Below are 15,049 nucleotides of genomic sequence, written 5' to 3'. Positions count from 1 at the left end.
CGCATCAAATGGAGATCCCTCATGCCCTTGCGTCCTGTCCTGACCGCCCTGTTTCTGACAATAAGCTTTGCACTGCCGGCCCATGCATCCGGGTTTCCGGTGGTTCCGTCGGTTTTTCCGCCCCATGATCTGCACAAAGCCGCGACGGTGAGCCAAGCGCCGAAACTGTCTGATCCCGGCCGCTATTTGACAAACACCGAAACCCGGACCTTTACCGGTTCAATCACAGGCTTTCGTGCCTTTCTGGACAGAAATCCAATCACTGATTTTGTTGTCCCAACCGACGCCATTCCCGCCATTGAAGACATCACATATTTGTCGGGCACTTGGCCCCAGGTCGGCTCTGTGCGCCGTGTTCACCTAGCCGGCGGGCACAGTGTGCTTGAACGGGTGCTGACCAACACCAAAGACCGGTTCTCCTATCAGATCTGGGATATCACCGCGCCTGCTGGCCGCGTTATCAGCTATATCATGGGCGAATTTCGCTATGCACAGGACGGAAATCGCGTGACAGTCACATGGGATTACAACATCAAACCCAATCTGTTTCTGGCCCGGCCTGCGATCAACCGTTTTCTCAAAAACGACTTCAGCCCCTTTATGGAGGCGGGGCTGTCCGGCGTGGTGGCGGCATATACTGACTAGCTTTCCCAGAAGTTGTGCGGCGCTCGCATCGCCGCACAGCGCCGCCGTCTGGATGTGGCAGTATAATGCGCCATACAAACCATCGAAGTTGTCTTGCCACCGATACAAGTAAAAAGGTAAACTACTGCGAAACGCGGCAAGGCGCTTTAGGGGACATTCATGAAGAAGATTTACGGCTCTGCGGCTGAGGCCCTTGATGGGGTTTTGTTCGATGGCATGTTTATCGCGGCCGGTGGTTTTGGCCTGTGCGGCATTCCGGAACTCTTGCTGGATGCCATCAAGGACGCTGGCACCAAGGATCTGACCTTTGCATCCAACAATGCGGGCGTGGATGATTTTGGCATCGGTATCCTGTTGCAAACGCGTCAGGTGCGCAAAATGATCTCGTCTTATGTAGGTGAGAACGCCGAATTCATGCGCCAATATCTGTCGGGCGAGCTTGAGTTGGAATTCAACCCACAAGGCACCTTGGCCGAGCGTATGCGGTCTGGCGGTTGTGGCATCCCCGGTTTTTACACCAAGACCGGCGTAGGCACTGTTATTGCCGAGGGCAAAGAGCACAAGGATTTCCCGACAGGACCCGATGGCGCGGATGAAACATATATCCTTGAAGAAGGTCTTTTTGCTGATCTAAGTATCGTCAAAGCGTGGAAAGCCGACGCGACGGGCAATCTGGTGTTCCGCAAGACCGCACGCAACTTCAACCCCCCTGCCGCCATGTGCGGCAAGATTTGCGTGGCCGAAGTCGAAGAAATCGTGCCCACCGGTAGCCTCGACCCCGACACCATCCATCTGCCCGGCATTTATGTGCACCGCCTTATCCAGGGCGAGCACGAAAAGCGCATCGAACAGCGCACGACGCGCGCCGCTTGAGGATGGAGGGGATGTCAGAAACACTTCAGGGTGTCCTGATGAAGGATTCGTTCTTTGACGGGTTCAGCCGTGCCAGGGTGTCGATACTGGTCAGCGATCCCCATCAGGAAGACAATCCGATTATCTATGTGAATCAGGCGTTCACCCGGCAAACCGGCTATGCCCGCAGCGCCGTGATCGGCCGCAATTGCCGCTTTCTTCAAGGGGATGGCACCAGCAAGGCCGCCGTAGACCGACTGCGCGAAGGCATTCAGCAACAGGAATCCGTTTCTGTTGATATTCTGAACTACCGGGCCAATGGCGAGCCGTTCATGAACCGTTTGGTCGTTGCCCCCTTGAATGACGACAAGGGCGAACTTCTCTATTACATCGGTGTTCAGACAGAGTTGAACACCGAACGCCCCGAAGACGAGATCGAAAAGGTCAATCGCCACCTGTCCGAAATTCAGGACCGGGTCGAGGCCGATATGTCGATGATCATCGGCATGGTCCGTCAGCAATCTGGCCAAACGACGCGCCCGTCGGAATATGCCGCCCTCGCCCGTCGGATCGAAACCCTCCAGCTTCTATACGAAGAGATGAAGCTGTCTGACACACAGTCCAACGAGGACAGCATCAACATTGGCAGCTATCTGTCGCGCCTATGCTGTGCCATCGGCCATATCTATGGCCGTCCCGGCGTCCGGATGAACCTGCAACTTGAAAACGTCGAGGTCCCGATCGAAATCGCCTCGCGCGTGGGTCTCGTGGTGTCTGAACTGATGACCAACGCGCTGGAACATGCCTTTGACCGGATGGAAAATGGTCTGGTTGAGGTGCGCGTGACCCAGCTCAGCGGCGGGGGCTTGCGTGTCGTTATTTCCGACGATGGCGTGGGTATTCCGACAACCATGCAGTGGCCTAGCCAGGTCAGCATGGGCGGCCGCATCGTCAGCGGTCTTATCGAGGGTTTGGAAGGCACGCTTCAACTGGGCCGCGGCGCGGCTGGCAGCATAATCACCATCGACGTGCCCGCGGGCGCGACCTTAATCAAGTAAGTTAGGAACACCGATGCCCTGGGATCGTAACCAGATGGCGGCCCGCGCCGCTCAAGAGCTTGAAGACGGCTGGTATGTCAATCTTGGCATTGGCATCCCCACATTGGTGTCCAACTATATCCCCGAAGGGATCGAAGTTACTCTGCAATCCGAAAACGGAATGCTTGGCATGGGACCTTTCCCGATTGAGGGCACCGAAGATGCCGACCTGATCAACGCGGGCAAACAGACGATCACCGAATTGCCCCAGACCGCCTATTTCGACAGCGCGCAAAGTTTTGGCATGATCCGGGGCGGCAAGATCGCCATGGCGATCCTGGGTGCGATGGAAGTGGCCGAGAATGGTGACCTTGCCAATTGGATGATCCCGGGCAAGCTGGTCAAGGGTATGGGTGGCGCTATGGATCTTGTCGCCGGCGTGGGCCGGGTCGTGGTGGTCATGGATCACACCAACAAGCACGGCGATAGCAAAGTGTTGACCGAATGCACCCTGCCCCTGACAGGCAAAGGCGTTGTGGACCGGATTATCACAAATCTGGGCGTTCTGGATGTCGTCGAAGGCGGCTTGCGCATTGTTGAAACTGCGGATGGTGTCAGCGAAGACGAGCTGCGTGCAGCCACGCAGGCGACCATTGTCTAAATTCACGATCAGCCATGAAGAAGGCGAGACCAAGGGCCGCTATGTGTTGGTGCATAATGGCGCCGAGGCGGACCTGACCTATTCCATCCTTTCACCGCAGACACGGATTGCAGATCATACCGGGGTACCAGACGCGTTGCGTGGTACAGGTGCGGGCCTCGCTCTGGTCGAGAGGCTGGTGGCGGATGCCCGCGCGGGCGGGTGGAAAATCGTGCCGCTTTGTCCCTTCGTAAACGCACAGCGGCGGCGCCATCCTGATTGGGCGGATGCCTTTAACGTCTAGCGCTGGCGTTTTCCGATTATCGGAAAACGGCCCGGAATTTGTGTCAAATTCCGACCAGCGCCTAGTTCATCACACGAAACACACAACCATCAGTGATCAGCTCGGGCGGGGTTACACACAAACCTCGTGCGATCTGGAACGCCGCCAGCACTTTGGGCACATAATCACGCGTTTCGGCAAAAGGCGGAACGCCTTGGTGCGTGCGCACCGATCCTTCGCCTGCGTTATAACCTGCCAAAACCAACACCGGATCACGGTCGAAGGTGCCCATCAGCCAGTTGAGGTATTTCACACCACCTGTGATGTTCTGCGCCGCCTCGAGACTGTCCGTCACACCAAAGCGCGTAGCCGTGTCAGGCATCAATTGCATCAATCCTTGAGCGCCTGCCCCGCTTACCGCGTCCACTTGACCACCTGATTCCACCATCATGACGGCCAGAACCAAAGCCGGGGATACATCCGTGCCAATGGTTGCCTTAAGAATGTCGATGCCACGCTCTTGGGCCAACACCTGCATCTGTTGTAACCGCGGCACCGGAACTGGCTGTTCTGCACGGGCCAACGCGCGCATCGCAAGATCAAGGCGGCCCGGCCCTGTATCCGAGATGTCGGGCGAGATGTCGGACCAGAACCAATCATACCGGCTGGACGGTCGGCCGACGACCGTGTTCCCCACATTCGCTGCTGCCGCGGGCGCGCTTGGCGCAGCGGCAGGATCAATCTGTATCGTGATCCGTTTGCGCGCACCAGGTTCGGGCGGCTTCACCCGCTTGGCCGAAAAGTCCTTGAAGGGGGGCGGATCATCGGCGCGCAGCGGAGCACCCGCCACACCAAACGCCACGGCACAGGCCAAAACCAAGTATTTCATGCAACTGCTCACTCTGCCAGAACGGTTCTTTGACCGCTTACCGGGCCAACTATCGCAAAAAACGGCCCACAAAACCAGTCAAAGGCCCTTAGAACATGGCGATCTCGCCACATTTGCGGGCTCATTTACATAAAATTAAGGTTTGTCGAAAAAAAATCGGGATAAAAACCTTTTGTTTTCTAGCACTTGCTCAAAATCACCCAACTTCTCGCACCAAAACTTAATATTCTCAATTTGCCGCCAAATTCGTGCCCCAATCAGACGGCTATATAGCGTCATACCAAGTCGGACAGCGCCAATGAGAGAGAGCGGCGCACCACAGAGACGGCAAGGTTGAAACGCAAAACCACTGATCCTTTGGAGGGACACTACAATGACAAAATTCCTGAACAAATTCCGCAAAGACGAAAACGGCGCCGTGACAGTTGACTGGGTTGTTCTGACCGCAGCCGTTGTTGGCCTGGCCGTCGCAGCCTACACTTCGATCGAAACCGGTGCGACAGAACTGACCGCCGACACCGACACATTCCTGCAGGCGCGTGACCCTAACTAAGTTGGTCTGACCTACAGCGTAATGCTCAAAGGGGGCCGCGACCGCATCCGGACGCGGCCCTTTTTTGTGCCCAGTAACCCGTGCCTCAAGAAAGAGAACCATAATGCTCTGCTTTGCGAACAAATTTATTCGAGACGAAAAAGGTGCTGTCACCGTAGATTGGGTTGTCCTGACCGCAGCGGTTGTCGCCTTGGCCGTGGCCATCGTCGCTGTGCTTGTAGAAGGCTCTGTTGGCGTGTCTGCGGGTATTGAGGCTTTCATGACCGGCTGGGATTTCTAACTTTCTTTCAAATTTCCTTTGCGTCCTGCTCGCCCGGCATCCGTCGGGCGGTTGTCGTTGGAAACGGTTGTATTGTGCGGGGCCAAAATGCCCAACGACCACCCCGCCCTTTCCACCAAATTGCCACAATCACCGATCACATAGGTCGCGAGAGGTTCCCGCCATTTTGGTGAAGTGAACCCAACCCAAGAGGTGCTGAAATGCGTATGGTTTTCGGATTGGTGTTATTGGCCGGGATCGCCCTGGCTGGTGGTGCTGTCTACATGGCGAAGAATTACATCGGGCAATATCAGACCGCCCTGGCCAAGGAACGGGCCCAGCGGGAAAAGATCGTGCCTACGATCCCGGTCTACGTGGCCGAACGCCCGTTGAAATATGGTGAGGCGCTGACCGAAGAGGACGTGCGCCAAGTGGATTGGCCCGAAAACGCCATTCCCGAGGGCACGTTCACCGCAGACAACCCCCTGTTTGCCGAGGGCGAAACAGAACTTCGCGTGGTCCTGCGTGCCATGGAAAAAGACGAGGCCATCATGGCCGTGAAAGTCACTCTCCCCGGCGAAGAGGCAGGGCTGACCTCCCGTCTTGAGCGGGGCATGCGGGCCTTTGCAATCAAGGTGGATGTGGCCTCTGGTGTGTCGGGCTTTTTGCGCCCTGGCGACCGTGTCGATGTCTACTGGACCGGCCGCGTGGACCAATCGCTGAGCCAGACCCGCGGCGAAGTCACCAAACTGATCGAAGCGGGTGTGCGTCTGATTGCCATCGACCAGAACGCTGCTGGTGATCTGGATGGCGCCAGCATCGCGCGCACCGTCACCGTTGCCGTGGCCCCCGGCCAGGTCGCGACCTTGGCTCAGGCCCAATCGACTGGCCGGTTGTCCCTGTCGCTGGTTGGTGCTGAGGATGACACGATTGCCTCGGCCATCGAAGTCGACCAGCGCACCCTCCTTGGGATCGCAAGTCAGGAGGTCAAAGCCGAAGTGGAAGAAGAACGCACCTGCTCGATCCGGACACGTCGCGGCGCAGACGTGGTCGAAATCCCGATCCCGTGCACCAACTGACGCTTCTGAAACCATCGCATTTCAACACCTTACTACGGCGCGTCCCCTTGGGCGCGCCGTAAGTGTTTGCCGTGCTGTTGCCCGTTATCCACATAAGAATCAGACCCGAACCCATTGATTCTTGCAAAAAAAACGAAACTGACGCATGGTGATGAAAATCGCGGGCAAAAAGACCCGACACTGAGGCGTGATCAAAAAGGCAGGTCACATGAAAATCGACGGAATTCTCAAAGCAACCCTTTTGGGGTTGTCTCTTGCTGTAAGCCCAATCGCCCTGACAGCGCAGGCCGAAAACCTGCGCGTTGTGCGCCAGGCAACAGAATCTACCCTGAACGTGCCGATGAACCGGGCGGTCGTGGTTGAAAGTGACGAACCCTTTGCCGAACTGAGCATCGCGAACCCGGCCATTGCGGATATCTCGTCGCTGTCGGATCGCACGATATATGTTCTGGGCAAATCCCCGGGTCTGACCACTCTGACCCTTTTGGATGCCAACGGCCGCCTTATTACAAACGTCAATGTGCGCGTGGCCTCTGACATTTCCGAGTTCAAGGAACGCCTGCGGCAGATCCTGCCCGGTGAAAAGATTGAAGTGCGCACCGCCAATGACGGGATTGTCCTGTCTGGCGTCGTCTCCTCGACCGCCCGCCTGCAACGCGCGCTTGATCTGGCCGAACGCTATGCCGAGGGGCGCGTATCCAACCTAATGAGCGTCGGCGGCATTCAGCAAGTCATGCTCAAGGTCCGTTTCGCCGAGATGCAACGCACCGTGTCCAAATCTCTCAGCTCATCGCTTGCCCTCAGCGGCTCGCTCTTTAATGGTGATGTGGGCGTGAACGGCGGCAACGGTACGAATGTAACCTCCGGGGCCATAACCAATTCGCTGGGTGGCGCGGTGCCCGCAAATAACGAAAACGCTGGCGCCCTGCTCTTTGGCTTTAATGCAGGCTCCACTCAGGTGGGTCTGTTGCTAGAAGCGCTCGAATCCAAGGGGGTTGTGCGCACGCTGGCCGAACCGAATCTAGTGGCTCTGAGCGGCCAGGAAGCAAAGTTCCTCGCCGGTGGCGAATATCCGGTGCCGATCAGCCAGGATAACGGCACGATTACCGTTGAATTCAAACCTTTCGGCATCGAATTGAACTTTATCCCCCGCGTGGTGGACAAGGACCTGATCAACCTCGAACTTGAAGCGGCTGTGTCGGCCATCGACCCAACGAACGGGTTCCAGTTTGACAACTTCCAGATCGACGCCTTCAGCCGCCGCGAAACCTCGACCACAGTCGAGTTGCGGGATGGCGAAAGCTTTGCCATCGCGGGTCTGTTGCAAGACGATTTCAACGATGACAACTCGCAATTGCCCTGGTTGGGTGATGTGCCTGTCCTCGGTGCCCTGTTCCGCAGCGCCTCGTATCAACGCAATCAGACAGAATTGGTGATCATCATCACCGCGCATCTTGTGTCGCCCGTCAAAGGTGACGTCCTGGCCTTGCCCACCGACAGGATCAAACCACCGTCTGAGCAAGACCTCTTTTTGTTCGGGCGTACCGCCGCAGGCACACGCACACCCAAACAAGGGGCTGCGGGCGAGGTTGCCAAACAGGACTTCTCCGGCTCATATGGCTACGTGTTAGATTAAGGACTGGGTCATGAAACCGATCATCTCCGTCGCAATGGCAGGCTGCATCGCACTTGGTGCGTGCGCGCCGTCCAGCGATCCGGTCTATACCCAGTTCTATCGCGAAGCAGGTGCGCTGGTGGATACCGGTCAGTTCGGCAATGCAACGGCCAACAACACCCTGATCATGACAGGTGAACGGCAATATACCTTTGATCTGGCGAACCGTTTCGCCTCTGAGGTGATCACAACCGTCAATTTCGCCTTCAATTCGTCGCAACTGGACGCAGGCGCACAAGACGCGCTGCGCGAACAGGCGCAATGGATCCGCCAGTTCCCCGAAATTCGGTTCCGGGTCTATGGCCATACGGACGCGGTTGGTTCAAATTCCGCCAACAAGCGTCTGGGCCTCGCGCGTGCCAACGCCGTTGTCGCTTATCTAACGACCCAGGGTATCAGCCGTTCGCGGCTCGAAGCGGTCGCCTCTTTCGGCGAAACGCAACCATTGATCGTGACCCAGGGCCGCGAACGCCGCAATCGGCGCACTGTCACCGAGGTCAGCGGATTCGTGCAATCGCATCCCAGTGTGTTGAACGGCCGCTATGCCGAGATCATCTATCGCGATTACCTCAAGAGCGCCGAAGCGCCGTCGCAACTGACCGGCATCGTGGGCGCTGATCTGCGGACCGAACAATAAATCAACCGTAATTTCGTGGGCTAAGAGGGGCGCGGACAATCAACTGTCCGCGCCCCTTACCGTTCAAAGATACCAAACAATTGGAGTTTTTTGGCCCCAATCTCGCCTGAATTAACTGCGACAACCGCTCCATGGGATACGTATGCCCGGCCGTACCGTGCCGGGCTTGGGTGACCGCAGAGTGATTTGGGCGCATGTTTTGCCCGATCTGCCTGCCGAACCCCGGAATAAAGGACGAGTGGGCAATGAGCAGTGTAATGCCACAACCAGAAACAGCGCCGATTGTGGCCTGTACCATCAGCCGCGATGTGCAGAACTTTGATCTGCTGATCGAGGATATGGAACAGGCTCTGGGCGAGGCCTGGGGTGACCTTGGTTTTGCCGAGGCGCTGGCCTTTTTCAATCAACCGGACGCGGAAGCGATGGAATTCGTGGCACTGGCCATCGACGATGAGGACGAGGATAACCTGGTTTTGTTGGGTGAAATCATCACTCAGGCCAAATCGCACGGTATCCGTGTCATACTCATCGCGGAAGATGTGACACCCGCCTCGCTGCATCAATTGCTGCGGCAGGGGGCGGACGAATTTGTCCCCTACCCGCTGCCGGAAGGCGAATTGCAGCAAGCCGTAGACCGTCTGCGCGCTGCGGCCAATCCGCAACCGGTTGAGGCCGAACAGACCGCCCGTCTAAAATCAGGCACCGACAAACAGGGCGCGGTTTTCGTTTGCCACGGCATTGCTGGCGGGACCGGCACCACCACTTTGGCCGTGAACCTGGCGTGGGAACTGGCCTTGCTGAACACTGCCGAGGCACCGAATGTGTGCCTTTTGGACCTCGACCTGCAATTCGGCTCAGCCTCCACCTATCTGGATTTGGGACGCCGCGAGGCTGTGTTCGAGATGTTGTCGGACACCGAAAACATGGACGAGGAAATCTTTGGCCAGTCCTTGCTGACCTTTGAGGACAAGTTGCAGGTTTTGACGGCCCCGGCCGACATGATCCCCCTTGATCTGATCACCCCCGAGGACGTGCAGCGTGTTGTCGACATGGCCCGTGCGCATTTCGACTATGTGATCATCGACATGCCGTCGACCCTTGTGCAGTGGACCGAAACGGTGCTGTCTTCGGCGCATCTTTACTTCACCACGCTTGAGCTGGACATGCGCTCGGCTCAGAACACCCTGCGTTTCAAGCGGGCGTTGCAATCCGAAGAACTGCCGGTGGAAAAGCTGCGCTATGTGCTGAACCGCGCGCCCAAGTTCACCGATCTGGGCGGCAAGGCGCGCGTCAAGCGCTTGTCTGAAAGCCTGGACATCTCGATCGAGGTGCAATTGCCCGACGGCGGCAAACCGATCACCCAAGGTGCGGACCACGGCCTGCCCCTGGCCACATCGGCCACCAAAAATCCGCTGCGCCGCGAAATCGCCAAGCTGGCAGCGTCCATCCATGAATTGAATGCGGACCACGCTCAAGCGGCGTGATCCAACAAACTGAGGTCACTTGATGTTCTCCAAGTACAAAAAGACTGCCCCCGCCCCCGCTGCCGCCCCGGCAGCCAAGGTCACGGAACTGCCCAAGGCGGACGCGGCTCCGAAAGTGGCGCGCAAGTCCAACATGAGCGCGGCCACGGTCATGCCCATGGACAAGGAGCGCAAAAAGAAGGAGCGCATGGGTGAGATCAAGCTTGAGCTTCACCGCGCCCTTTTGGACAACCTCAACCTGGCGGCGTTGGAACACGCATCCGAAAGTGATCTGCGCCAGGAGATCAGCTCCATCGCCAGCGAGGTGTTGGAAGAAAAGAACATCATTCTGGGTCGCGAGGATCGCACGACCCTGAACCAGGAGCTTTATGACGAAGTTACAGGCCTTGGCCCCCTTGAGACCCTTCTCAAGGATGACAGCGTCAACGATATTCTGGTCAACGGCCCGCAACAGATTTTTGTTGAGCGGGCCGGCAAATTGCAACTGACCGACGTGACGTTCAAGGATGAACGCCACCTCTTGCGCATCATCGACAAGATCGTGTCGGCGGTGGGACGCCGGGTGGATGAAAGCAACCCGTACGTTGACGCCCGCCTCAAAGACGGCTCTCGCTTTAACGCCATGGTACCGCCCATCGCGGTGGATGGGTCGCTGGTGTCCATCCGGAAATTCAAAAAGGACAAGCTGGGCATCGACGATCTGGTCGAGTTCGGCGCTTTTACAGAGGAAATGGCCGCCTATTTGCAGGCAGCGGTGGCCACGCGCCTGAATGTGATCGTCTCAGGCGGTACTGGTTCGGGCAAAACGACCACGCTCAATGCGCTGTCATCCTTCATTGACAACTCTGAACGCATCCTGACGATCGAAGACACGGCCGAACTTCAGCTGCAACAAACCCATGTCGGCCGGATGGAAAGTCGGCCCCCGAACGTGGAGGGCAAAGGCGAGGTTTCGCCGCGCGACTGTTTGAAAAACGCGCTGCGGATGCGGCCGGACAGGATCATCGTGGGTGAGACCCGCGGCGAGGAAGTGATCGACATGCTCCAGGCCATGAACACCGGCCACGACGGCTCAATGACGACGATCCACGCCAACTCGGCCCGCGACGGCGTCAGCCGTTTGGAGAATATGATCGCCATGGCAGGCATCGAAATGCCGCTCAAGGCCGTGCGTTCGCAAATCTCAAGCGCTGTGAACCTGATTGTGCAGGCCTCGCGTTTGCAGGACGGCTCGCGCCGCATGACCTCGATCACTGAAATCACCGGGATGGAGGGCGAAGTGATCTCCATGCAGGAAGTGTTCCGCTATCAGCGCGTGGGCCTGACACCCGACAATAAGATCATCGGGCATTTCACCGCCACCGGCGTGCGCAGCCACTACGCTGAACGGTTCCGTATGTGGGGCTATGACTTGCCATCATCGATCTATGAACCCGTAGCCGCCGAATAAAAGAACCAGAGATGCCCTACCGCGTCACGACTTGAGGACTAAGACAAATGAGCGCAGAACCCATTATCTACGGCCTAATATTCATCGGCGTGCTGGTCCTGGTCGAGGGCCTGTACTTGGTTGCCTTTGGCAAATCCATCAGCCTCAACAGCCGCGTGAACCGCCGTCTTGAAATGCTGAACAAGGCTGGCGGCCGCCGCGAAGAAGTTCTCGAACAGCTGCGCAAAGAGATGCAGCAGCATATGGGCGCGCGGTCTATCCCGCTTTATTCCCTGCTTGCGGACAAGGCCCAAAAGGCATCCATCGCCTTTACCCCCACCCAACTCATCATGGTGATGGGCGGCGTGTCGGTTGTGGCCTTTATCGGCCTGAGTGTCGGCACCGAGACAGACACGCCTGTGCGTGCCCTCCTGTCGGTCGGGATCGGCATCGGGGCGGTCTATTTCTGGGTGTCATCCAAGGCTGGCAAACGCATGGCCATGATCGAGGAACAATTGCCCGACGCGGTCGAACTTATGGTCCGCTCGCTCAAGGTCGGCCACCCCTTCAGCTCTGCGATCCAGATTGTTGCGAAGGAAGTCCAAGACCCGCTTGCCTCTGAATTCGGGGTGATCGCGGACGAAAGCGCCTTTGGCCGCGATGTGGGCGATGCCCTCAAGGACATGGCCGAACGGCTCGACATGCAGGATTTGCGCTTTCTCGCCGTTGCCGTGACGATCCAGCAGCAATCAGGTGGTAACCTGGCCGAGATCCTCGCCGGTCTTGCCAAGGTGATCCGCGCTCGTTTCCGCTTGTTCCGCAGGGTCAAGGCGATCACGGCCGAGGCGAAGTGGTCAGGCAAGTTCCTGTCGGCCTTCCCCATCGTCGCCCTGGTGGTGATCAACATCGGCGATCCGCACTACTACGACGAGGTCCGAGACCACCCCTACTTCATCCCGGCCTGTTTCGCCGTGGGTATCTTTCTGGCCATCAACCTCTTTGTCATGCGCGTCCTGACAAACATCAAAGTGTAAGGAGACCGTCATGGATTTTATGACATTGATCACCGACGCGCTTGGCCCCCTTGGGCCCATCGTGATCGTGGGCGTGCTGGGCATCATGATGATTGCCATCGTTGCGATCATGATGATCCGCCAGCCCGAAGACCCGCTGGCCAAGCTCAAGCGGAACGTCAAGGCAGGCACGGCAATCTCTGGGTCCGACAAAAAGAACCTGCGCCAGGGTGCCCATAACGAAAAGCTCGACAAGTTCTCGAACTTTCTCGAACCACAGGACGTGGCGGAACTGAGCAAGCGGCAATTGACCCTCCGCCAGGCGGGCTATCAGTCGCGCGATGCGGTGCGGATATTCCATGCGGCGCAGTTCATATTGGGGCTTTTGGGCCTTCTGGGGGGTGTGGTCTATGTGAATTTCATCGTGGGCACCGACGGGATGACCACGCAAAAGATCATCATGTACACCGTCGGCCCCGGTGGCGTGGGTTATTACCTGCCGCAATACTGGATCACACGGCGCGTCGAGGAGCGCAAGGAACAGATCACCCAAGGCTTTCCCGACAGCCTCGACATGATGCTGGTCTGCGTTGAGGCCGGCCAATCGCTGGACCAATCCATCACCAGGGTCGCCAATGAGTTGCAGGCCTCCTTCCCTGCCCTGGCGGAAGAGTTCAAGGTCGTCAGCTACGAGATGAAGGCGGGCAAGGACAAGGTTACGGTTCTCAACGACATGGCTGAACGCTGTGGTGTGCAGGATGTGGCCTCCTTCGTTACCGTTCTGGTGCAATCGGCCAGCTTTGGTACCTCCATTGCGGACGCCCTGCGGGTCTATGCGGGCGAGATGCGGGACAAACGCGTGATGCGCGCCGAAGAAGCGGCAAACAAGTTGCCAACCAAGATGACGCTTGCCACTATGATGCTGACGGTGCCGCCGCTGTTGATCATCCTTGTGGGTCCTTCGGTGCATGGGATCACGCAGCTGGGCAATATGGGCAACTGACGTCCGCAACGCGACACCGGGAACCGCGCATAGCGCAACGGGAAAGAACTGACACGATGCGCGTGCGTATCCGGGCTCTGCCCGCCGCCCTTTTGATACTATGTCTTGCCGCCTGTTCATCGGGCGGCATTGACGCGTCGCAGACCGGCCCCTTTGCCCCAGGCGTTGATCCGCGCGGCGAGGCGGTCAGCGGCATTGACGTGGGTCACCGCCTGATCGCGGCGGGTGAATACGAATTGGCAATCAAGGCCTTCAACCGCTCAGCCCTCAACAGCGGGTTCAGCGCCGAAGTCTTATCGGGCCTGGGCACGGCCAATCTGGGTCTGGGGCGGTTGAACCAGGCAGAAATGCTTCTGCGTCGGGCCACGACGGAATACGACCCTTATCCCGAAGACCTCAACAATCTGGGCGTCGTGCTGATGGAGCGGGGCCAGACCGGCGAAGCGATCGAGATTTTTCGTCGTGCCTTTGCCCTAGATGACGGAGAAAGCACACTTATCCGGGATAATTTGCGCTTGGCTCTCGCAAAATCCGAAAATTCTGTTAGCCTACCGATCAATGACACCGAGTATAAACTCGTGCGACGCGGCAGCAGTGACTTTCTGATACGATCTGCTCTGTAATTGAGGACGCGCCTCAGGGTGCGATATAGGATGCGACGAGGCAACAAAAGCTTCGCGTGAACGAGCAGGAAAAAGGACGCAAACATGCGCCACCCTATGTTTTTGGCCGTGTCCGTGGCAGGCGCGCTGGCTTTGTCTGCATGCGCACAGCAAAATGCGGATGAAACCGTAGAACGTGCGTTTCAGGACGTGAACGTCGTGGACGAGACAAACCTCAATGACGTGATGTTGACTGTTGCTGACCCCAACGAGGCGGTGAACTATTTCAACCGCACCGCCAAGGAACAACCCGACCGGATCGACGTGCAACGTGGCCTGGCCCAAAGCCTCATTCGCGCCAAGCGCTTTTCCGAAGCCGTGCCCGCCTACGCTAAAGTCATCAAGATGGACGGCGCCACCAATGACGACCGCGTGGACTATGCAGACGCTTTGCTACGGTCTGGCGATTGGGCCCGGGCCGAAGAGCAACTGGACACGGTGCCGCCCACCTTTGAAACCTTCAAACGCTACCGCCTTGAAGCGCTGATCGCCGACAGCAACAAGGAATGGAAGAAGGCCGACAGTTTCTATGAAACCGCCGTGGGCCTGACAACTCGTCCGGCAGGTGTTTTGAACAACTGGGGCTATTCCAAGTTGACGCGCGGCGATTTCAAGGATGCCGAACGCTTGTTCGGCGATGCGATCCGTCAGGACCCGACCCTGTTTACCGCCAAGAACAACCTAATCCTGGCCCGAGGTGCACAGCGCAACTATGCCATCCCCGTCATTCCAATTGACCAGACCGAGCGGGCGCAATTGTTGCACACTCTGGGCCTGACGGCGATCAAACAGGGGGATGTGTCCACAGGCAAGGGCCTCTTGCGCGATGCCATCGACACCCATCCTCAGCATTTTGAGGCCGCGGTCCGTTCGCTGCGCGCTCTCGAAGAAAACGTGGCAAACGGTTGA

17 protein-coding genes are annotated in these 15,049 nt (G+C 57.8%); 16 read left to right on the top strand and 1 reads right to left on the bottom strand.

Annotation, left to right across the window (positions count from 1 at the left end; genetic code table 11):
• The first annotated feature begins 21 nt into the window (after positions 1-21).
• The 5 genes from Q1A44_RS09595 (at position 22) to Q1A44_RS09575 (ending at position 3,478) form a co-directional block, all read left to right on the top strand.
• Complete coding sequence (locus Q1A44_RS09595) at positions 22-645, top strand: SRPBCC family protein (protein ID WP_299623583.1); 624 nt, start codon at positions 22-24, stop codon at positions 643-645.
• A gap of 159 nt (positions 646-804) precedes the next feature.
• A complete protein-coding gene (locus Q1A44_RS09590; RefSeq protein ID WP_299623580.1) occupies positions 805-1,518 on the top strand; it encodes a CoA transferase subunit A in 714 nt (237 codons plus the stop codon).
• Between the two features lie 11 nt (positions 1,519-1,529).
• Positions 1,530-2,555, top strand: coding sequence for a PAS domain-containing protein (locus tag Q1A44_RS09585; protein ID WP_299623577.1), 1,026 nt, complete (start codon positions 1,530-1,532; stop codon positions 2,553-2,555).
• 13 nt (positions 2,556-2,568) lie between these two features.
• Positions 2,569-3,195: a 3-oxoacid CoA-transferase subunit B gene (locus Q1A44_RS09580; RefSeq protein ID WP_299623574.1), complete on the top strand. Its 627-nt coding sequence runs from the start codon at positions 2,569-2,571 to the stop codon at positions 3,193-3,195.
• Positions 3,188-3,478: a GNAT family N-acetyltransferase gene (locus tag Q1A44_RS09575; protein WP_299623571.1), complete on the top strand. Its 291-nt coding sequence runs from the start codon at positions 3,188-3,190 to the stop codon at positions 3,476-3,478. Before Q1A44_RS09580 ends, Q1A44_RS09575 begins: the two co-directional genes overlap by 8 nt.
• 61 nt (positions 3,479-3,539) lie before the next feature.
• Here the strand turns inward: Q1A44_RS09575 and Q1A44_RS09570 are convergent, their stop codons facing one another.
• On the bottom strand, positions 3,540-4,346 hold the full coding sequence (locus tag Q1A44_RS09570) for a lytic transglycosylase domain-containing protein (protein WP_299623568.1): 807 nt from the start codon (positions 4,344-4,346) through the stop codon (positions 3,540-3,542).
• Positions 4,347-4,719: 373 nt separating this feature from the next.
• Here Q1A44_RS09570 and Q1A44_RS09565 point away from each other — a divergent pair, with 373 nt between their 5' ends.
• The 11 genes from Q1A44_RS09565 to Q1A44_RS09515 all read left to right on the top strand — a co-directional run bounded on the left by Q1A44_RS09565 (position 4,720) and on the right by Q1A44_RS09515 (position 15,049).
• The gene (locus tag Q1A44_RS09565) at positions 4,720-4,899 is read left to right on the top strand and encodes a hypothetical protein (RefSeq protein WP_299623566.1); all 180 of its coding nucleotides are present in this window, start codon (positions 4,720-4,722) and stop codon (positions 4,897-4,899) included.
• A gap of 103 nt (positions 4,900-5,002) precedes the next feature.
• The gene (locus Q1A44_RS09560) at positions 5,003-5,179 is read left to right on the top strand and encodes a hypothetical protein (RefSeq protein ID WP_299623563.1); all 177 of its coding nucleotides are present in this window, start codon (positions 5,003-5,005) and stop codon (positions 5,177-5,179) included.
• Positions 5,180-5,379: 200 nt separating this feature from the next.
• Positions 5,380-6,237, top strand: a complete 858-nt coding sequence (gene cpaB / locus Q1A44_RS09555) for a Flp pilus assembly protein CpaB (protein ID WP_299623560.1) — start codon at positions 5,380-5,382, stop codon at positions 6,235-6,237.
• Positions 6,238-6,445: 208 nt separating this feature from the next.
• Positions 6,446-7,873: a type II and III secretion system protein family protein gene (locus Q1A44_RS09550; protein ID WP_299623557.1), complete on the top strand. Its 1,428-nt coding sequence runs from the start codon at positions 6,446-6,448 to the stop codon at positions 7,871-7,873.
• Positions 7,874-7,883: 10 nt separating this feature from the next.
• Entirely contained in the window at positions 7,884-8,549 is a 666-nt protein-coding gene (locus tag Q1A44_RS09545) for an OmpA family protein (protein WP_299623554.1), read from the top strand.
• A 245-nt stretch (positions 8,550-8,794) separates the two neighbouring features.
• Positions 8,795-10,033: an AAA family ATPase gene (locus tag Q1A44_RS09540; RefSeq protein WP_299623551.1), complete on the top strand. Its 1,239-nt coding sequence runs from the start codon at positions 8,795-8,797 to the stop codon at positions 10,031-10,033.
• Positions 10,034-10,055: 22 nt separating this feature from the next.
• A complete protein-coding gene (locus tag Q1A44_RS09535) occupies positions 10,056-11,483 on the top strand; it encodes a CpaF family protein (protein ID WP_299623548.1) in 1,428 nt (475 codons plus the stop codon).
• 47 nt (positions 11,484-11,530) lie between these two features.
• Positions 11,531-12,496 carry a type II secretion system F family protein gene (locus Q1A44_RS09530; RefSeq protein WP_299623545.1) on the top strand — a complete coding sequence of 322 codons (966 nt, stop codon included), beginning with the start codon at positions 11,531-11,533 and terminating at the stop codon, positions 12,494-12,496.
• A 10-nt stretch (positions 12,497-12,506) separates the two neighbouring features.
• The gene (locus tag Q1A44_RS09525; RefSeq protein WP_299623542.1) at positions 12,507-13,478 is read left to right on the top strand and encodes a type II secretion system F family protein; all 972 of its coding nucleotides are present in this window, start codon (positions 12,507-12,509) and stop codon (positions 13,476-13,478) included.
• Between the two features lie 56 nt (positions 13,479-13,534).
• The gene (locus Q1A44_RS09520; RefSeq protein ID WP_299623539.1) at positions 13,535-14,101 is read left to right on the top strand and encodes a tetratricopeptide repeat protein; all 567 of its coding nucleotides are present in this window, start codon (positions 13,535-13,537) and stop codon (positions 14,099-14,101) included.
• Positions 14,102-14,185: 84 nt separating this feature from the next.
• The gene (locus Q1A44_RS09515; RefSeq protein ID WP_299623536.1) at positions 14,186-15,049 is read left to right on the top strand and encodes a tetratricopeptide repeat protein; all 864 of its coding nucleotides are present in this window, start codon (positions 14,186-14,188) and stop codon (positions 15,047-15,049) included.

The sequence above is a fragment of the uncultured Tateyamaria sp. genome, from assembly GCF_947503705.1.
Taxonomy (GTDB): Bacteria; Pseudomonadota; Alphaproteobacteria; order Rhodobacterales; family Rhodobacteraceae; genus Tateyamaria.
The sequence above is the reverse complement of the archived record's forward strand: the minus strand, read 5'-3'. Positions and strand labels throughout refer to the sequence as shown.

Bases quoted from the DNA above. Each gene is read 5' to 3' on its own strand.
- Q1A44_RS09520 (WP_299623539.1), top strand. From the start codon at position 13,535: ATGCGCGTGCGTATCCGGGCTCTGCCCGCCGCCCTTTTGATACTATGT.
- Q1A44_RS09580 (WP_299623574.1), top strand. From the start codon at position 2,569: ATGCCCTGGGATCGTAACCAGATGGCGGCCCGCGCCGCTCAAGAGCTT.
- Q1A44_RS09585 (WP_299623577.1), top strand. From the start codon at position 1,530: ATGTCAGAAACACTTCAGGGTGTCCTGATGAAGGATTCGTTCTTTGAC.
- Q1A44_RS09540 (WP_299623551.1), top strand. From the start codon at position 8,795: ATGAGCAGTGTAATGCCACAACCAGAAACAGCGCCGATTGTGGCCTGT.
- Q1A44_RS09560 (WP_299623563.1), top strand. From the start codon at position 5,003: ATGCTCTGCTTTGCGAACAAATTTATTCGAGACGAAAAAGGTGCTGTC.
- cpaB (WP_299623560.1), top strand. From the start codon at position 5,380: ATGCGTATGGTTTTCGGATTGGTGTTATTGGCCGGGATCGCCCTGGCT.
- Q1A44_RS09530 (WP_299623545.1), top strand. From the start codon at position 11,531: ATGAGCGCAGAACCCATTATCTACGGCCTAATATTCATCGGCGTGCTG.
- Q1A44_RS09550 (WP_299623557.1), top strand. From the start codon at position 6,446: ATGAAAATCGACGGAATTCTCAAAGCAACCCTTTTGGGGTTGTCTCTT.
- Q1A44_RS09515 (WP_299623536.1), top strand. From the start codon at position 14,186: ATGCGCCACCCTATGTTTTTGGCCGTGTCCGTGGCAGGCGCGCTGGCT.
- Q1A44_RS09595 (WP_299623583.1), top strand. From the start codon at position 22: ATGCCCTTGCGTCCTGTCCTGACCGCCCTGTTTCTGACAATAAGCTTT.
- Q1A44_RS09570 (WP_299623568.1), bottom strand. From the start codon at position 4,346: ATGAAATACTTGGTTTTGGCCTGTGCCGTGGCGTTTGGTGTGGCGGGT.
- Q1A44_RS09535 (WP_299623548.1), top strand. From the start codon at position 10,056: ATGTTCTCCAAGTACAAAAAGACTGCCCCCGCCCCCGCTGCCGCCCCG.
- Q1A44_RS09525 (WP_299623542.1), top strand. From the start codon at position 12,507: ATGGATTTTATGACATTGATCACCGACGCGCTTGGCCCCCTTGGGCCC.
- Q1A44_RS09545 (WP_299623554.1), top strand. From the start codon at position 7,884: ATGAAACCGATCATCTCCGTCGCAATGGCAGGCTGCATCGCACTTGGT.
- Q1A44_RS09590 (WP_299623580.1), top strand. From the start codon at position 805: ATGAAGAAGATTTACGGCTCTGCGGCTGAGGCCCTTGATGGGGTTTTG.
- Q1A44_RS09565 (WP_299623566.1), top strand. From the start codon at position 4,720: ATGACAAAATTCCTGAACAAATTCCGCAAAGACGAAAACGGCGCCGTG.